This is a genomic window from Oceanobacter sp. 5_MG-2023 (genome assembly GCF_030548165.1).
Lineage (GTDB): Bacteria > Pseudomonadota > Gammaproteobacteria > Pseudomonadales > Oceanobacteraceae > Oceanobacter.
Window position 1 is genome coordinate 159,953 of the sequence record NZ_JAUORS010000004.1, and the last position, 16,414, is coordinate 176,366.

Annotated in this window: 11 protein-coding genes and 1 pseudogene; 5 read left to right on the forward strand and 7 right to left on the reverse strand. The window is 50.8% G+C overall.

Annotated features, from left to right (window positions below; all coding sequences use genetic code 11):
- Positions 1-647: 647 nt before the first annotated feature.
- Positions 648-2,837, forward strand: a complete 2,190-nt coding sequence (locus Q4551_RS04660; RefSeq protein WP_303432047.1) for a TonB-dependent siderophore receptor — start codon at positions 648-650, stop codon at positions 2,835-2,837.
- Between the two features lie 137 nt (positions 2,838-2,974).
- Here Q4551_RS04660 and Q4551_RS04665 read toward each other — a convergent pair whose 3' ends face one another.
- Positions 2,975-4,570 (reverse strand): ABC-F family ATPase, encoded by a 1,596-nt coding sequence (locus tag Q4551_RS04665; RefSeq protein ID WP_303432048.1) that lies wholly within the window; start codon positions 4,568-4,570, stop codon positions 2,975-2,977.
- Between the two features lie 290 nt (positions 4,571-4,860).
- Between Q4551_RS04665 and Q4551_RS04670 the strand changes: the two genes are divergently transcribed.
- Together Q4551_RS04670 and Q4551_RS04675 are read left to right on the forward strand one after the other, a co-directional pair.
- Complete coding sequence (locus tag Q4551_RS04670) at positions 4,861-6,285, forward strand: DEAD/DEAH box helicase (protein ID WP_303432049.1); 1,425 nt, start codon at positions 4,861-4,863, stop codon at positions 6,283-6,285.
- 111 nt (positions 6,286-6,396) lie between these two features.
- Positions 6,397-7,227, forward strand: a complete 831-nt coding sequence (locus Q4551_RS04675) for a transglutaminase family protein (protein ID WP_368501368.1) — start codon at positions 6,397-6,399, stop codon at positions 7,225-7,227.
- Positions 7,228-7,273: 46 nt separating this feature from the next.
- Here Q4551_RS04675 and Q4551_RS04680 read toward each other — a convergent pair whose 3' ends face one another.
- Positions 7,274-8,473, reverse strand: a complete 1,200-nt coding sequence (locus Q4551_RS04680) for an NnrS family protein (RefSeq protein ID WP_303432051.1) — start codon at positions 8,471-8,473, stop codon at positions 7,274-7,276.
- A 32-nt stretch (positions 8,474-8,505) separates the two neighbouring features.
- The gene (hmpA, locus tag Q4551_RS04685) at positions 8,506-9,696 is read right to left on the reverse strand and encodes an NO-inducible flavohemoprotein (RefSeq protein WP_303432052.1); all 1,191 of its coding nucleotides are present in this window, start codon (positions 9,694-9,696) and stop codon (positions 8,506-8,508) included.
- Between the two features lie 183 nt (positions 9,697-9,879).
- Here hmpA and norR point away from each other — a divergent pair, with 183 nt between their 5' ends.
- On the forward strand, positions 9,880-11,433 hold the full coding sequence (gene norR, locus Q4551_RS04690; protein ID WP_303432053.1) for a nitric oxide reductase transcriptional regulator NorR: 1,554 nt from the start codon (positions 9,880-9,882) through the stop codon (positions 11,431-11,433).
- A gap of 110 nt (positions 11,434-11,543) precedes the next feature.
- Here norR and Q4551_RS04695 read toward each other — a convergent pair whose 3' ends face one another.
- From Q4551_RS04695 to Q4551_RS04705, 3 genes are all read right to left on the reverse strand, one after another.
- Positions 11,544-11,987 carry a hypothetical protein gene (locus tag Q4551_RS04695; RefSeq protein WP_303432054.1) on the reverse strand — a complete coding sequence of 148 codons (444 nt, stop codon included), beginning with the start codon at positions 11,985-11,987 and terminating at the stop codon, positions 11,544-11,546.
- A 764-nt stretch (positions 11,988-12,751) separates the two neighbouring features.
- The gene (locus Q4551_RS04700; protein WP_303432055.1) at positions 12,752-13,060 is read right to left on the reverse strand and encodes a TRL-like family protein; all 309 of its coding nucleotides are present in this window, start codon (positions 13,058-13,060) and stop codon (positions 12,752-12,754) included.
- Positions 13,061-14,006: 946 nt separating this feature from the next.
- Entirely contained in the window at positions 14,007-14,900 is an 894-nt protein-coding gene (locus Q4551_RS04705) for a DMT family transporter (RefSeq protein WP_303432056.1), read from the reverse strand.
- Positions 14,901-14,986: 86 nt separating this feature from the next.
- Between Q4551_RS04705 and Q4551_RS04710 the strand changes: the two genes are divergently transcribed.
- Positions 14,987-15,886, forward strand: coding sequence for a LysR family transcriptional regulator (locus Q4551_RS04710; protein WP_303432057.1), 900 nt, complete (start codon positions 14,987-14,989; stop codon positions 15,884-15,886).
- A gap of 330 nt (positions 15,887-16,216) precedes the next feature.
- Here Q4551_RS04710 and Q4551_RS04715 read toward each other — a convergent pair.
- A pseudogene (locus Q4551_RS04715) lies at positions 16,217-16,414 on the reverse strand (hypothetical protein); the annotation flags it as partial.

Genomic DNA, 16,414 nt, shown 5'->3' on the forward strand with positions numbered 1-16,414 from the left:
TTGGAGGCGGATCACCCGGTTCAGGTTCCCTCGTCACGAGTATCGTGAGTTATTCCGGTTAATGATGGCTGTTTTTAGCAAGCTCACGGCGGTGTGTCAAAGCGGCCGGGAGGACAAGCGGATGATAGAGAGGGAATAGGCGTCAGGTTGTGCATGTATTCATGATTTTCTCTTTATTTCTGCTGGTTATTCTGATGATCGACCTCAGTGGGCAATGAGTGATGTTATTGGAAATGGTCATGGCAATGGTATTAATGATTGTCTTCTTGTTAATGTTTGAAATAATCATGATTATTGGATAATTATTTTATATGGCCAGGATTGTATTTATGGCCCTGTTTTGATTAAAAGGGAGTTGGTTGGAATTGAATATTGATTTTATACCATGAATTACAAACGAAATATAATAGTGTTGCTCTTGATTTAAATATTGTCAAAAATATATTATATTTTTAAATAAGGGTTGGTGTTTTTATGAATAGCTGATGTCTATTTGTGAATTAGTGTCATTAAAAATCAGCGACCGTTGGTTTTTGTCAGTTATTTTCTTGCAGATGGCTTGTATACAAAATATTTAGTGAGGTATGTCGTTTGGAGTAGTAATTTCCTTATTTTTGCAATTGAAAATGATTATCAGGTACTTTAACATGCACATCAATTTAGGTTACATTGGATTGATCATTGTGCATTTAAAAAAATCCTTAATCATGATGAAGGCTTGTGGAGCGCTTGTTTTCTCTCCGACGGTTTTTGCAGAAACGGCATCAGACGGTATTTCTCACGCAGAAGGCCCCAAGGAATGGGATCAAAAGATTGAGGATCAATCCATCATAGAACTATCGCCCATTCAGGTAGAGGGTCGTGCACTGTCTCTCTACAAGGAGGATGAAGCGGTTTTGGGGACTCGAACCCATACACCGATTGATGAAACGCCGCAGTCTATTCAGGTACTTACCCAGGAATTAATTGATGACCAGGCTGCCAATGAAGTAACGGACCTTTTTCGCTCAATGTCCGGTGTATCCTATTTTAATTACGGCATTATCAAAATGCGTGGCTTTGAGCAGGAAAGCCAGGTACTTTATGATGGTGTCAAAGGTGATCCATTCAGGACTTTTACGATTCCTCAGCTGTTCAATATTGAGGAAGTCCAGGTACTCAAGGGACCTTCTGGTGCTCTTTATGGTGCGGGCGAGGCCGGTGGCGTCATTAATTATGTGACCAAGAAGCCGACCTATGACCAACAAAACACCATCGAATTCGCTACAGGTAATAAAGGCTTTTTAAGTGGCAGTCTCGAATCGTCTGGCGGACTTAATGAAGATGCGTCCCAGCGTTACCGAATAGGGGTGTATTCGAGTAGCGAAGATTCTTATCGTAATAATGTGGAAGAAGATAACGACATCGTTGATCTCGGTTATGCCTGGGATATTAATGAAGATGCTACATTAACACTGCAATATACTCATTTTTACCAATTGGGCGAGCGTGTGCGGGGGGTGCCTATTGATGAAGATGGCAACTTCTTGACAGATACTTCCTGGAACAGTAATGAGCCTTCTGACAATCAGGAATTCAAATCAGATATTTTTCAAGCCCATCTGCAATACTCAATTAATGACTGGTTAGACAGCAATCTGACCTTACGTTATTACGAAACAAACGAAACCATGAAATTCCATCAGGCAAGAGCTCTGGTGGATAGCGATAGTGACGGGGCATACGATGGCGTGACCCGCCGCTATCAGGATCAGGTTCGAGATTATAACGGCGTTGATCTGGCGTATTACCTTGTTGCCTATCTGGGCGACCATACGCTGGTGACTGGTACAGACTACCATTTTGCTCGTGAAGAGGAGCTGTTTTATTACTCCGGTAATAGTGATGGCACTGATGCGACACCATCGACATTAAGTTTTACCAATCCTGACTATGACGATGATATCAGCGCTTATGAAATGAGTCTGAATCGAGATAGAACGACGGATCTGAAACAGGTTGGGGTTTATGTGCAAGACCAATGGCGTGTCACAAACAAGCTGAATTTGGTCGCCGGTGCTCGCTTGGACCATATAAAAGAAGATGTCACAGACAATGACGATGGCAGTGATGATGCCTCTTACGACGATGTTGGCTATTCAACCCGGATTGGTGCTACTTACGAATTAAGCAAGCAATTCAAACCGTACGCGTCATTTTCTACCGGTTTGACACCTCAGGCTGCGGCGGATCAACTGACTTCTGCCGATGGCAGTTTGTTTGACCCGGAAGAAAACCAGCAGGTAGAAGTGGGGGCTCGTACGTATTTGCTTGATAATCGATCGAATCTGAATGTGGCGCTTTTTCATATTGTGAAAAACAATGTACTGACAGAAGACCCGGATGACGATGATTACAGCATTGCTATTGGTGAAATTCGCAGTCAGGGTTTTGAAGCAGACTTGCTTGCGGATCTAACTTCCCGCTGGGTTGCTAATGTCAGTTATACCTATACGGATTTGGAAGTGACGGATACCGACGCCGACGCCCGGAACCTTTCCAATACACCTTCTCACCAGCTGGGTGGCTGGACTCGTTATGAATTCCCCGATATCGGTTCTTCGATTGCCTTTGGTATGGACTATGTCAGCCAGCAAACAGACCGGGACGACAATACGATCAAGCCTCACACGATATACGATATGTCCTGGCAAACACGGTGGCAGGATTGGAAATTCCAGGCGAATATTAAAAACTTGCTGGATGAGGAGTATGCCATTGCCGGGTTTAATACGGTGTCTGGAGCGATTATTGGAGAGCGCCGTCGTATTTACCTGAAAGCATCCTACGATTTTTGAACTGACGACCTAGCGGTGTTATGGATTCCGGGGCAAGCCCGGGATGACGGGCGGGATTCTGAATCCAGTTCAGAACGACGGAGTGCCAACAAAGACAACAGCTGTCAGGTATTTACCTGACAGCTGTTCAGTGGCAGCTATTGCATACCCTGGGACTTGAGGTATTCATCGTAGTTGCCGTGGAAGTCGACAATCTTGTTGTCACGGACTTCCAGAATCCGGGTCGCCAGCGATGAAACAAACTCACGGTCGTGGGAAACGAAGATCAGGGTGCCTTCAAACATTTCCAGTGCCATGTTCAGCGCTTCGATGGATTCCATATCCATGTGGTTGGTGGGTTCGTCCATTACCAGCACGTTGTGGTTATGCAGCATCAGCTTGCCAAGCAGCAGGCGGCCTTTTTCACCACCGGAACAGACTTTGACAGACTTTTTGATGTCATCCTGGTTAAACAGCAAGCGGCCCAGAGTGCCGCGAACGGCCTGGTCGTCGTGTTCGGCGGACTTCCAGTGTTCCATCCAGTCGAACAGGTTTTCGTTGCCTTCAAACTCGTATTCGTGATCCTGGGCGTAGTAACCGACGTTGGCATTTTCTGACCAGCGTACTTCACCTTGTGTTGGGGTGATGTCGTTGACCAGGCACTTGAGGAAGGTGGTTTTACCGACGCCGTTGGCACCAATCACCGCGATTTTTTCACCCGCTTCAATCATGAAGTCGGTCTTGCTGAACAGTGGCTGTTCGCCGTCATAGGCATGGCCGAGGTTCTCGATTTCCAGCGCCAGACGGTGCAGTTTCTTTTCCTGGGTGAAGCGGATAAACGGGCTTTGACGACTGGATGGCTTGATGTCGTCGAGCTTGATCTTGTCGATCTGCTTGGCACGAGAGGTCGCTTGCTTGGCCTTGGAGGCGTTGGCAGAAAAACGCGATACAAACTGCTGCAGTTCGGCGATCTGGGCTTTTTTCTTGGCGTTTTCAGATTGCATACGCTCACGGGCAGCGGTGGATGCGATCATGAAGTCGTCGTAGGTGCCTGGGTAAATCTGGATGCGGCCGTAGTCGATATCGGCCATGTGGGTACAAACGGAATTCAGGAAGTGACGATCGTGCGAGATGATGATCATCGTGCACTTCATGTCGTTCAGAATACCTTCGAGCCAACGAATGGTGTGGATGTCGAGGTTGTTGGTCGGTTCGTCGAGCAGCAGGATGTCGGGGTTGGAGAACAGCGCCTGTGCCAGCAAGACTCGCAGTTTGAGACCGGGAGCTACTTCGCTCATGGGGCCTGCGTGCAGGCTGGTATCGATACCGGCACCCAGCAGCAGTTCACCGGCTCGGGCTTCGGCCATGTAGCCGTCCAGTTCCGCGAATTCGCCTTCCAGCTCGGCGGCGCGCATATAGTCGTCTTCAGTGGCTTCAAGGTTGTCGTAAATGCTGTCACGCTCGTCCTTGATAGCCCACATTTCCTTGTTGCCCATCATCACGGTGTCGAGCACGGTGAATTCTTCGTAGGCGAACTGATCCTGGTTCAGTTTGCCCAGACGCTCGTTGGGCGTGACGGAGACGTTACCTGCACTGGGTTCCAGTGAACCGTCGAGAATCTTCATAAAGGTCGACTTGCCGCAACCGTTAGCGCCGATCAGGCCGTAGCGGTTGCCGTCACCAAATTTGACGGAAATATTTTCAAACAGCGGTTTTGCACCGAACTGCATGGTGATGTTGGCGGTGGAAATCACGTTGATGTCCTGAAAGAAAGGAGGGTTTTGGTAAAGGGCGGTACTATACCGGTTTTTAGGGCGTTTTTGATCCTGTTGGTGATGACGAAATGGCGAAATTCCCCTGACCGGGGCAGGTTCTTCCGTTGTGGGTTTTACAGAGCCGTCATAATGCAGGCGTCACGCGGATAGGCATGGGTTTAGCAAGCGCCAGCAGACGTTAAAAAACCTGCACGACAGGATAGTGCGGCCTTTATACTGTGCGTTTTCTTTGGATGATTAACGGCACCGGGTGCTGGGAGTTGTGTTTGATGATGGATTCTTCCCGACCGGGCCAGACTGCCGGATCGTTGGTAGCGGATTTTGCTTCGTTGGGGCTGGATAACGCGCTGTGTGACATATTACAGCAACGGGGCTATTCGCAGCCAACGGCGGTGCAGCAACAGGCGATTCCGGCAGCACTGGCGGGGCGGGACTTGACCGTGGCGGCTTCAACCGGCAGCGGTAAAACCGCAGCGTTTGTATTGCCCTTGCTGCAACAGTTGATGCTGGCATCTCGACAAGGTGTAACGGTAGGCAGCAATCGGGTGCGGGTGTTGATTGTGGTGCCGACCCGTGAGCTGGCCGAACAGGTGGCAACCAGTGTATTGCATTACCGTGAAGGGTTGCCGTTACGTTCTTACGCAGTGTATGGCGGCGTCAGTATCAACCCGCAAATGATGGCGTTACGCAAAGGGATGGATATCCTGATTGCTACGCCGGGGCGGTTGCTGGATTTGTACCGCCAGAATGCCGTAGTGTTTGATCAGCTATCCGCGCTGGTGTTGGATGAAGCCGACCGGATGCTTGATCTGGGCTTTGCTGATGAATTGGACGACTTGTTGTGTGCCTTGCCGCGCAAGCGTCAGACGCTGTTGTTTTCGGCGACGTTTTCTGACCGTATCCGTACCATGATTGGTCATGTGGCCCGGGATCCTCTGTCGATCGACGCCGGGGCGAGTAATCAGGCGGCGGCGACGGTGCAGCACTGGTTGATCCCGGTCGACAAAAAACGCAAAACCGAGTTGTTGTTAGGGTTGTTGCAGGGGAGTGGTGAAGGAGAGGAGCAGGGACTGTACCAGGGACAATGCCAAGGACAGTGCCAGGTGGACTGGTCGTCGGTACTGGTCTTTGCCAAAACCCGGCAAGGGGTCGATGAACTGGCGCAGGCATTAAACAAGCATTCGATTGCAGCGGATGCCATTCATGGCGATAAAACCCAAGCCGGTCGGCAAGCGGCCTTGCAGCGCTTTCGTGACGGTGTGGTGCGGGTCTTGGTGGCGACGGATGTCGCTGCCCGGGGGCTGGATATTCCGCAGCTGCCCGGAGTGATCAATGTCGATCTGCCGATCAATGCCGAAGACTATGTGCATCGTGTTGGTCGTACCGGACGGGCGGGCAGTCTGGGGCAGGCGATTTCGCTGGTAAGCGCCGACGAAGTTCAGGCACTGGCAGCCATTGAACACCTGACCGGACAGTTGATCGAACGGCGGTTGTTGCCGGGGTTTGAGCCGTCTCATAACGTGCCGGAAACCCGGCTGGGCGGACTGGTTGTGAAAAAACCGAAAAAGCCCAAGCAGAAAAAAATTCCTGGCTCTGGCCAGGCAGCGCAAGGCCGGGTTTTTGATGTGTCAGAGGGGAGTGGCCGCAGTAAAAGTGGTGGACAAGATCGCCGTCGTGGGCGCGGTAAACGCTAGCCCATAGCCAGACCTGGTGGTTGACTGTTGAGTCCGCTCCAGAGGTAAAGGTCTTTTGGGATCAGGTACGACCAGCCAGCCAACATTACAAGCATTACAGGGGATTTGATTATGCATTGTGTAAGAATTGCGTCCGAACTTGTTTACACGGTGAGTTCACCGTCGAGCTTTGTGTTTAATATCGCGGCGGCGATTACCGATCATCAAAAAACCGTGGAGGAAAATCTTTATATTTCTCCGACCATGAACAGTGAATGGTTTCAGCTGAATAACTTTGGCTCTCGAGGTATACGCATTGAGGCTGAACCATGTGAATTAACCATCAACTACAATGCCACCGTTGAGTTGTCTCCCGATATCGAACAGAACCGCTATCTGAACGAAGTGGAGCACAACAAGCTGCCTACCTCGGTACTGTCGTTCCTGAGCCCCAGCCGATATTGTGAATCAGACCGGCTCGGGCGTTTGGCCTGGAAAGAATTTGGCCAGTTACAGCCCGGGTATTTGCGGGTAGATGCGATTTGTAACTGGGTTAACGACCATCTGGATTACGTGGCCGACAGCACCGATGGTTCTTCCAGTGCCTGTGATGTGCTGATCCAGCGTGCGGGGGTATGCCGGGACTTTGCCCATGTCAGTATCGCCTTGTGCCGCGCCCTGGGGATTCCGGCCCGTTATGTATCGGGTTATGCGGTTGGACTGGAGCCACCGGATTTTCATGGTTTTTTTGAAGCGTACCTGGAAGACCGCTGGTTTCTGTTTGATGCCACCCGGATGGCACCCGTCAGTGGTCTGGTGAGAATCGGTATTGGTCGTGATGCGGCGGATGCGTCTTTTGCCAATATCGTTGGTCTGGCGACGATGCAGTCGATCAAGGTTGAAGCCTCTGCTGTGGACTGGGAACTCACCTATAGAAATGGTGGGCCGGTATCCACGGCCTGAAAAGAGCGAACCCGATTGCGGCATGCAGGGTAGTGGGGCAAGCCTGTTAACCCGGTGTGCCGTCGGGGCGTGCGCGTGACAATATAGGGAAAAAGACAATAACAAACAGGCTGAACGCCGCTATCCAGAGCAGCCCCGCAAGAATAAGTAACCAGAGTGTCTGGCCGGGTAATAGCGCAGGCAGAATACGTACAAAAGTGGCGGCAACCATCAACAGAAAAGCGCTGGTTATGACCGGCGTAGCCTGAATCTTCCGGCCGGTGTGGCCAAGCGATACCCGTGTCACCATTGCCAGTATCATCAGGCTGATGCCTCCAAGCGTAATCACATGGTAGCTGATGGATGCGGTGAGAATCCCGGTGGTCTGGTGCAGGCCGATCAAAATCAGGCCAATGGACATCAACCAATAGCTGAGATGCAGCGACCACAGCATCGGTGTTTGTAATGCGACCATAAAACGCCAGCGGGAGGCACGCCAGATGTTTAATGCTCCGGCTGCCATAAGAATAATGCCGGTCATCGCTTCGGTTGCTGGCAGTAACGCCATACCAGCCGGAATACAGAGTGCCGTTGTCAGGATCGTTGCTTTTTCTAGCCACGGCAAGGGTGTCACCCGTGGTGTCTGCGTGCCATTGGCCGTGAACATGGGGAAGACTCTCCCACCAATCACACACATCAGCAGGACAACCAGCAGAATCATGCCATGGGCAGCCACGTGCTGGTTGATAATAGCGCTACCGGATGGGTCGGCGTGCATCATGGCGTTCAGCCCGCTCATCAGCAGCAAAATGGGGGCAAAGATCAGGTTGCGCCACATGTTCACCCGTATAACTGGCCGGGCCAGTACCACTGCGGCAAGGGGGAGAAAAAGAAAATCAATCAAACCAATGAGGTTGGCTGGCAAGAAGGTTGGCAACAGCATCGCCACTCTGCCAACGAACCAGACACCAACCAACAAACCCAGTGGTGGGCCGCTTAGCCCTGGTTGATTGGTCCAGCTTTTGACTGCGGTCAACAAAAAGCCGACCACAATGGCGGCAACAAACCCAAACAGCATTTCATGCATGTGCCAGAAATACAGACCGCCAGCAGGAGCAATTAATTGTGCCCCGCTGAGGCTGGCCACCCAGAGGCCAACACAGATAACGCCAAAAATGGCCCCCAGTCCAAAAAAAGGACGAAATGCCAGAGCAAACCATGCCCATTCCGGCTGCTGTGATGATGAGGTTAGCGCTGGTCTGGTCATGGTAATGGTTGCTCCTGCATCCGTGTCAGGCGTCAGACTGCCGCTATGGCAAGTTCCTCTGCCGGGCCAAAGAATTCATGATGACGTTGCTCTTCAGGTATCGCCAACGCATCACAGAGTTGGTTAATGCATACCATAAAAGGTTTGGGGCCAAGGAAGTAGATCTGGGCGTCTCGGCTTTCAGGCAGCACAGGTGCCAGCATATCCTGATTCAGGAAGCCGGTGGCATCTGGTGTATCTCCTGGCAGCGGTTTTTCGTAAATAATGAAGCTTTTCAGGTTGGCATACTGGCTGGCCAATGCCTCGACGTGCTCTTTAAAAGCGTGGTGTTGGCTGTCGATTGCCGCGTGAACAAACACGATCGGGCGACCGTCCGACACGCAGCTGTTGAGCATGCTGATTGCGGGTGTTATCCCGACCCCTCCTGTTATCAATACCAGTGGCTGTTCGGATTTTGGCGGTAAGACAAAATTACCGGCTGGTGCTGTCAGCATGACTTCGTCACCCGGTCTGGCTCTGTTATGCAGGTATCCGGATACCGTGCCATTGGCTTCTTTTTTTACTGAAATCCGCAGGCCACGTTTACCAGGGGCATCGGAGAGGCTGTAGTTGCGGCGCAGCGATTGGCCATCAATATCGAGTATCAGTGCTATGTACTGGCCAGGAGTGAAATCGATATTCTCTTCACCCTCTGTCGGGATCAGGTAAAACGATGAAATAACCGCGCTTTCTTTTTCGATACGCTCAATCACAAAACGGCGCTCTCCGCGCCAGCCACCCCGACGCTGGGCATGGTCGGAATAAAGCCCTTCTTCTACCTGAATCAGCAAGTCGGCCAGTTGCTGATAAGCCGCTCCCCAGGCATCGGCAATATCCGGTGTTACCGCGTCGCCCAGTACTTCACCAATAGCCTCCATCAGGCACTCCCCAACGATCGGGTAATGTTCCGGAAGAATATTCAAGGCGCAGTGTTTATGAGCGATCAGTCCAACAGCGCTGCCAAGGGCATCCAGATTGTCGATATGGGTGGCATAAGCTACCAGGGCGTTGGCGAGTGCCTGACGCTGGGTGCCTTTTTGCTGGTGTGTCTGGTTAAACAGATCTGCCACCGCAGGGTAACGGCGGAACATCAGAGGATAAAAGCATTCAGTAATCTCTCGGGAATGAGCACCGACAACCGGGGCGGTTGCTTTGATGATGTCGATTTGGCTGGGGGATAGCATCGGATGTTGTCCTCTTGGCGCACCGGCAGGTGGGCGCTGTCTGTAAAAGTTAATGTTCCTCCGGTTCTTTCCAATAACTGTGCCATTTATAACTTATTGATATGTAAGGAGTAATTTCTATTGGGTCTTTTTTACATCAAGCGGGTGTGGTTGAAATGACCTCATCGAGGTAATATTGACAACATGCCATTTAAACATTACATCTCAGTCATCGAAGACCTTAGCCGTGAGTTGCCAGTTGATGTTCGGTACCGTCGTTTATTGGAAGCTATCCGGCACACCATTCCCTGTGATGCCATCGCACTCTTGCGGCTCTCGGGCGAAGTGTTGCGGCCCATTGCCTTTCTGGGGCTGCGCGAAGAAACCCGGGGAAGACATTTTCATCCGGATCATCACCCCAGGCTGAAACAAATCCTTGAGCACCAACGGCTGATCCGGTTTCCTGCGGATTCGCTGCTCCCAGACCCATATGACGGCCTGATGCGCTTGCCCGGCATTGATCCTCGCGTGCACGACTGCATGGGAATGTCGATTCAGGTTGATGGGCGCAACTGGGGCGTCATTACCCTGGATGCTTCTCGCCCGGGACAGTTTGATGAAACGATTCCTCATGCCGAGGAGCTGGCAATTACCCTGACCCGTGCGGTGATTACCGCAGCAGAACGCATTGCAACACTGCGACAGCAGATCAACCGTGGGCAACAGGTAACCGAAGCACTTAATCGGGAACGTCTTTCAACCGGCGTCGTGGGTACCAGTACCGAGATCATGCGGCTGATCAGTGACGTGGACGTTGTGGCACCTACTTCCATGACGGTATTGATTGAAGGCGAGACCGGGGTTGGCAAAGAGTTGATTGCCCGCCGCTTGCATATGCAATCGGCGCGAGCGGACAAACCTCTGATTTACCTGAATTGTGCCGCCTTGCCAGAGACCTTGGCGGAGGCCGAGCTGTTCGGCCACACCCGTGGCGCATTCACCGGGGCCAGTCAGGCTCGGGCCGGTCGCTTTGAATTGGCGGATGGCGGGACACTGTTTCTTGATGAAATCGGTGAATTGCCCATGACCTTGCAAGCGACGCTGCTCCGGGTGCTGCAAGAAGGTGAAATCCAGCGGGTCGGCAGTGATGAGACACACAAGGTCGATGTGCGGATGGTTGCTGCGACCAACCGTAACCTGAAGCACGAAGTGGCTGCCGGCCGTTTTCGGGAAGACCTGTATCACCGCTTAAGTGTTTTTCCTCTTAGGGTGCCCGCTCTGCGAGAGCGTCACCGGGATGTGCTGGAGTTGGCAGAGTTCTTCCTGGAACGTCTGCAACACCGCCTGAATGTTCAAAAGCTGCTGTTGACAGCGGATGCACGCGAGACCTTGTTACGTTATCAGTGGCCGGGCAATGTCCGGGAGTTGGAACACGTTCTGGGGCGTGCTGCGCTTCGGGCACAACAACAATCCCGGGCACAAGCACCTGGTCGAGCACTGGTGTATATCGATAGCCGGGCCTTGGCGCTGGGAGATATCGAGGTTCAACCACCAGGCCCAGAGGAAGATCACCCTGATCATGGGGCAGAGGCATTATCCGGCTCCTTGACTGAGCTGACCCGACAATATCAAACCCGGCTGATTGGTCGGGTACTGACAGAGCAGGGCGGTAACGTGTCGGCGGCTGCCCGTGTACTTCAGGTCGACCGGAGTAATTTGCTCCGGCTGGTAAAACGGCTTGGCATCCATGTTGGATAAGGCTGCTGATAAATCGGCCTAGCACCCTGTTAACAGGCAATAAAATAGTTGGCTAAAATTAGTGACGAAGGGGCAAGAGGCAGCTGTTTTTTGTCCTTGTTAACTGTTTGTTAAGTGTCATTTCGTAACCACTCGACCAAGTCTAATAAACCCTGGCAATCATTACATGTTTGAGCTAACCCGTCAGCTATTACATCATTCTTGAATTTAGCCCAAGCGATCTCATTTTTGCTAGTTATACCAATGTGCGCTTCAATAGCACCTTTTTTCCAAATCCAAATATTCTGAGCTTTCATCTTTTCATGTAAAGATTCTATTAAAGGTATAGCAGCTACTTGGCTAGCTAAAAATTCAAAGGCACCTGCTGCACTTATGGTGCTGTTTTTTTGAGGCAAACCGTTTCCATTTAATGTAGTATTGTGTGACTGTACTAAACTTGGTAACAATGCTTTCAGATCTAATAAATCTTGGTTTGTTTCTTGAAGGAAGTTATATTTTATAGCTCCAATAAAACAATAATCTAAATCATATATTGCATTGGAAGGTAAATCCATTGCCTCTAACATATCTAATGATTTTTAGTATCGTGTACACCGCGTTGGGCTACAATAGCATGTTTCTCTTGACCCATGGTTAAATTAGGGAAGTTCTGCAAAGCCCTTCGATTGCTTGTATCTATGCCTATTCAGTCATTTAAAACGATCGAATACAGCCCAGTATTCCCATTTTTATGGGCGATAGCCACATTGTCGGGCTATTGACCGGCTTCAAGCCAGCAGTGCTTTCTGAACCCTCAGTAAATTCACAAAACCCGCCAGTGTCATCAAGCGCTCCGTATTCTTGAGTAGTCCTCAATATCGAACCTTGTTATATCCAAAGACTTGTTTGATCACCTTGAACGGATGTTCTATATTTGCCCAAATGCTTGCCTGTAAAGTCTGTTTCCTGGCTTCCAATGGCGATACCTCCAGCCTCTTACGTTTGCTTGGGCGCATAGCTATGTACCAATCAACATCCCGGCCTGCATGTTCATCCCGTTTTATTCCCTGGATATCCATAAGAATACCTGCGATTGTACCTTCTGGCGGGGTTCAGAAACCTTCTGCGCGTTACAAAGTTACTCACATAGGGCAGGTTTGCCTGAGAACCGGGAATTCCAGGTTCTCAGGCAAAATGAGTGCTGTAATTCTTTCTGATAATTCGATAAATTTTTAGGATTTTTATGAAATATGGGTGGAACTGATAAAAATCAGAGGCCTTGGCTAGCTTGTCGCATAGTACAAAATGTGACAATTCACTCAAGTTGGCAAAATACCGATTACTCACCATATACGATTGTGCAATACTCTCCGTAAAAGTAAAGAATATTGGTGGTTTTATGATCTACTGTTGCAACTTTTGATATATCTGCAGCTTTCTTTGCTGCCTCAATTGATGCATTACCAAAAGCAATAAGACCTAAGACACTTCTTGCGCAAGATTCACCGCTTTTGACAGAAGATACCGAAGGGTTGCTTATTGAACCATCCCACTTAGAAAAATTAAATGCACCATGCACTGGTGATACAGAACAACCAGATAATGATAACAAAACAGTCGATCCAATTAAAATATTTATTGCCTTCATGCTTAACTCCAATTTTGATTAACTATAAATTATTTTCCTAAATATCATGGAAAAATGATTTCATAAAACACCTGCTATCTCTATGAGAGAGAAGGTGTTGTATATTTTGAAATACCAAAAAATAAATCCGTTTGATTTGTTTTAATTCGGATGATTTTTTGATGAATATTTAGTTTGACTAGGCTTGCAAATATTGATTGGTGGGTGTGCACGATTTCTAAGTGAAACTGATTTTAAAAAGGTAATGTACATTGTTGATGTGAAATAAATAAAATCCATTTTCTGCTCCATCCTTTACAAGAAAGTATGCTTGCGCATGAATCTGCAAACCTACGCAATAAAACAAGGGGAGTACAGTACCAGCCTCCGCGAAAGTGTGCAAGCGTAGCTCGAAACCAAGCATTGATTCAGACCCATCTGGTATAATACTGTCCATATCGGAACAGAGCGATGATGCATTCAGAATGATTAGGTTAAAGAGTAATTAACCAGACAGCCATCATTGAAATTACCCAGACAGCCATCATTGGGGCATAGCCGACGAGAAAGCACAGATCTTCTTCTGCGTATTACGGCGACTCATACGCCGCCAAAATGGCTAATCGGCTGTTATTTATAAAGAATCAGCTGCTGTTCAAAGATTCAAGCCAAGCACAAACCTTCGGTATGGCCGAATGTGTCTGAGAAGGGAGGGGGAATAAAATCAGCCGGTCATGGTGGGGCTTTGGTAAACCCGTGGGGGTCTCCGGTAGCCTAGAATGGAATATGTTATGTCCGGAATCTGAGCCACAGTGGACCACCGCTTTGCCACAATAAAAGGTCAATTTAACTACCGGAAAGTCCGGTATCAGGGCATCCATAAGAGCACCTGCCGATGGTATCTTCTGGCGGAATGCCGCAGCTTTCTGCGCCGCCCGCCAGCAGGGTGATGAATGGCGCGTGTTATTCAGCTTTTACCCGCTTCAGTCTGCGGCCGGTTGCCGATCTGGTTGATACCGATGGCAGCCATAATGGTGAACAGCGCCACCCAGGTGGTGAAAGTGATATTTTCATGGTTAAAGGCGGTGGCCATCACCACTCCGACCAGCGGCACCAGATAATTCGACAGCGAGGCAAACACGGGGCCGGCAGCGCGGGTGAGGGCGGCGTAGAGGAAGTAGGCCAGGCCGGAGGCGGTGGCACCGATATAAATCACGGAACCGGCCGCGGCTGCGCTCCAGTGCACGGGCTGGTCGCTGAATGGCAGCACCACGGCGCTCAGCAACAGCAGCTGCAGGCAGGCGGCGGAGATAATATTACGTGCCAGCAGCAGCGGGTGTTCATGGCTCAGGCGTTTCAGCATCAGCACGGCGATGGCGAAACTGGCGGCAGATACCAGCACTGCCAGCCCGCCAGCCAGACCGATATCCAGCCCGCGCATAATATCCGGCGCGAACAGCACCAGCAGGCCGGCAAAGCCGAGCAGTACCGATAGCAGGCCGGTGACGTGAATTCGGGCGCCAGCCACAATCAGCGGGCTGAGCATAATGGCGAAGAAGGGCGCGGCGCCCATCAGAATGGAGGTCTCGGCGGTGGTCAGAAACTGCTGTCCCCAGGCGAGGGAGAAAAACGGCAGGGTGGCTTCGAGGAAGCCGACCAGATGATAGGTCTTCCAGGAGTGCAGCGGCCGGCCTTTCAGACCCAGCAGACGGCACAGCAGAATAATAAACAGCGCGCCTATCAGTGCACGGCCGGTACTGACGATAACGGGTGGCAGGTCGTCCAGTGCCCGTTCCTGAAAAACAAACTGTGAACCCCAGATCAGGCCGATGGCCCCCAGAGTCAGATAATTGCGCAACATGAGTTTCTCCTTAATAGCAGGAGTGTATGCTGCGTATGGATATGGCTAAAATGAATTATCAGCATAACCCTATGGCTTAAATCGATATGTCGCGTTTTGATCTCAATCTGCTGCGTGTGCTGGATACCCTGATGGCGTGCCGCTCGGTGTCGGAAACTGCGCGCCGCCTGCACCTGTCGCAATCAACGGTGTCGCACGCGCTGGCGCGTTGCCGTGAACAGCTGAACGATCCGCTGTTTGTCGCCAGCCGCCATGGTATGCAGCCGACGCCGCGGGCGCTGGCCATAGCCCCGGCTTTCCGGCAGGCGCTGGAAACCGTGGAACAGGTGGTTAATGACGAAGCGGGCTTCGATCCTGCCAGCAGCGAACGGCGTTTTACCGTGGCCGCCGGTGCGTATTTCGACACCCTGATGCTGCCGCATTTTATGGCTGAACTGATGCAGTGCGCGCCGAGAGTCAGTCTCGGGGTTAGAGGTCTGATCGGCTCTGATTATGAACGTGAACTGGAAGAAGGCGAGCTGGATATGGTGATCGGGTTTGTTGCACCCAGCCAGTTATCCCCACGGCTGCAGACGCGGCCTTTTATCGAATATCCGCTCAGCCTGTTATGCCGTCAGCAGATTGATCAGCCGCTGACGCCGCAGTTTCTGGCGCAGCTGGCGTATGTTTATCCGTCGGAGTGGGGCCACAGCCAGCTGCTGACTGATAAATGGTTTGCCAGTCATGGCATTAGCCGTGATATCCGTCTGCAGCTGCCGGATTTCCAGTCGCTGCCGCAGGTGCTGGTGCATACCGACCTGGTGGCGACAATGCCGGCACCCATTGCCAGCCTGTATGCTGAACAGTTCAGCCTCCGAAGTTATCCGCTGGATGATGGCCTGACCATTAAAATGGTGCTGGCCTGGCATCCGCGTTTCGTCATGGACCCGGGCCTGAAGTGGCTGGTCGATAAGGTGATGGCGGTGAAGGAAACGCTGTCGCAGTAAGTACGGATTTAGTAATTATCTTAATTATCCAGACAGCCATCACAATTATCCAGACAGCCACCATTGGGACATAACGGAATTATCCAGACAGCCATTGCTGGTAATTAATTATCCAGACAGCCATCATTGGGAAGCTAATTATCCAGACAGCCATCATTGGGACATTATCGACGAGAAAGCACAGATTTTGCTTATTACGGCGACTCACACGCCGCCCAAATGGCTAATCGGCTGTTATTTATAAAGAATCAGCTGCTGTTCAAAGATTCAAGCCAAACGCAAACCTTCGGTATGGCCGAATGTGTCTGAGAGGGGGGAGGGGGAATAAAATCAGCCGGTCATGGTGCGGCTTTGGTAAACCCCCGGAGGTCTCCGATAGCCCAGAATGGAGCAGGCATGGCGCACGTTATCCTCGCGACCTGCAAAAGTGGAAAAGCAACGTTCAAACTGTTCGGTCATCGCCAACCACTGACGCTGTTTCAGCCCGAGTCGCGCCAGAATCGGGGCTGTGCTGGCTTCGATGGCTCC

What these genes read in the sequence shown, in the direction of transcription:
- Q4551_RS04660 (WP_303432047.1), top strand. Translation starts at nt 648, where the DNA reads ATGCACATCAATTTAGGTTACATTGGATTGATCATTGTGCATTTAAAA.
- Q4551_RS04670 (WP_303432049.1), top strand. Translation starts at nt 4,861, where the DNA reads ATGATGGATTCTTCCCGACCGGGCCAGACTGCCGGATCGTTGGTAGCG.
- Q4551_RS04675 (WP_368501368.1), top strand. Translation starts at nt 6,397, where the DNA reads ATGCATTGTGTAAGAATTGCGTCCGAACTTGTTTACACGGTGAGTTCA.
- Q4551_RS04680 (WP_303432051.1), bottom strand. Translation starts at nt 8,473, where the DNA reads ATGACCAGACCAGCGCTAACCTCATCATCACAGCAGCCGGAATGGGCA.
- hmpA (WP_303432052.1), bottom strand. Translation starts at nt 9,696, where the DNA reads ATGCTATCCCCCAGCCAAATCGACATCATCAAAGCAACCGCCCCGGTT.
- norR (WP_303432053.1), top strand. Translation starts at nt 9,880, where the DNA reads ATGCCATTTAAACATTACATCTCAGTCATCGAAGACCTTAGCCGTGAG.
- Q4551_RS04695 (WP_303432054.1), bottom strand. Translation starts at nt 11,987, where the DNA reads ATGGATTTACCTTCCAATGCAATATATGATTTAGATTATTGTTTTATT.
- Q4551_RS04700 (WP_303432055.1), bottom strand. Translation starts at nt 13,060, where the DNA reads ATGAAGGCAATAAATATTTTAATTGGATCGACTGTTTTGTTATCATTA.
- Q4551_RS04705 (WP_303432056.1), bottom strand. Translation starts at nt 14,900, where the DNA reads ATGTTGCGCAATTATCTGACTCTGGGGGCCATCGGCCTGATCTGGGGT.
- Q4551_RS04710 (WP_303432057.1), top strand. Translation starts at nt 14,987, where the DNA reads ATGTCGCGTTTTGATCTCAATCTGCTGCGTGTGCTGGATACCCTGATG.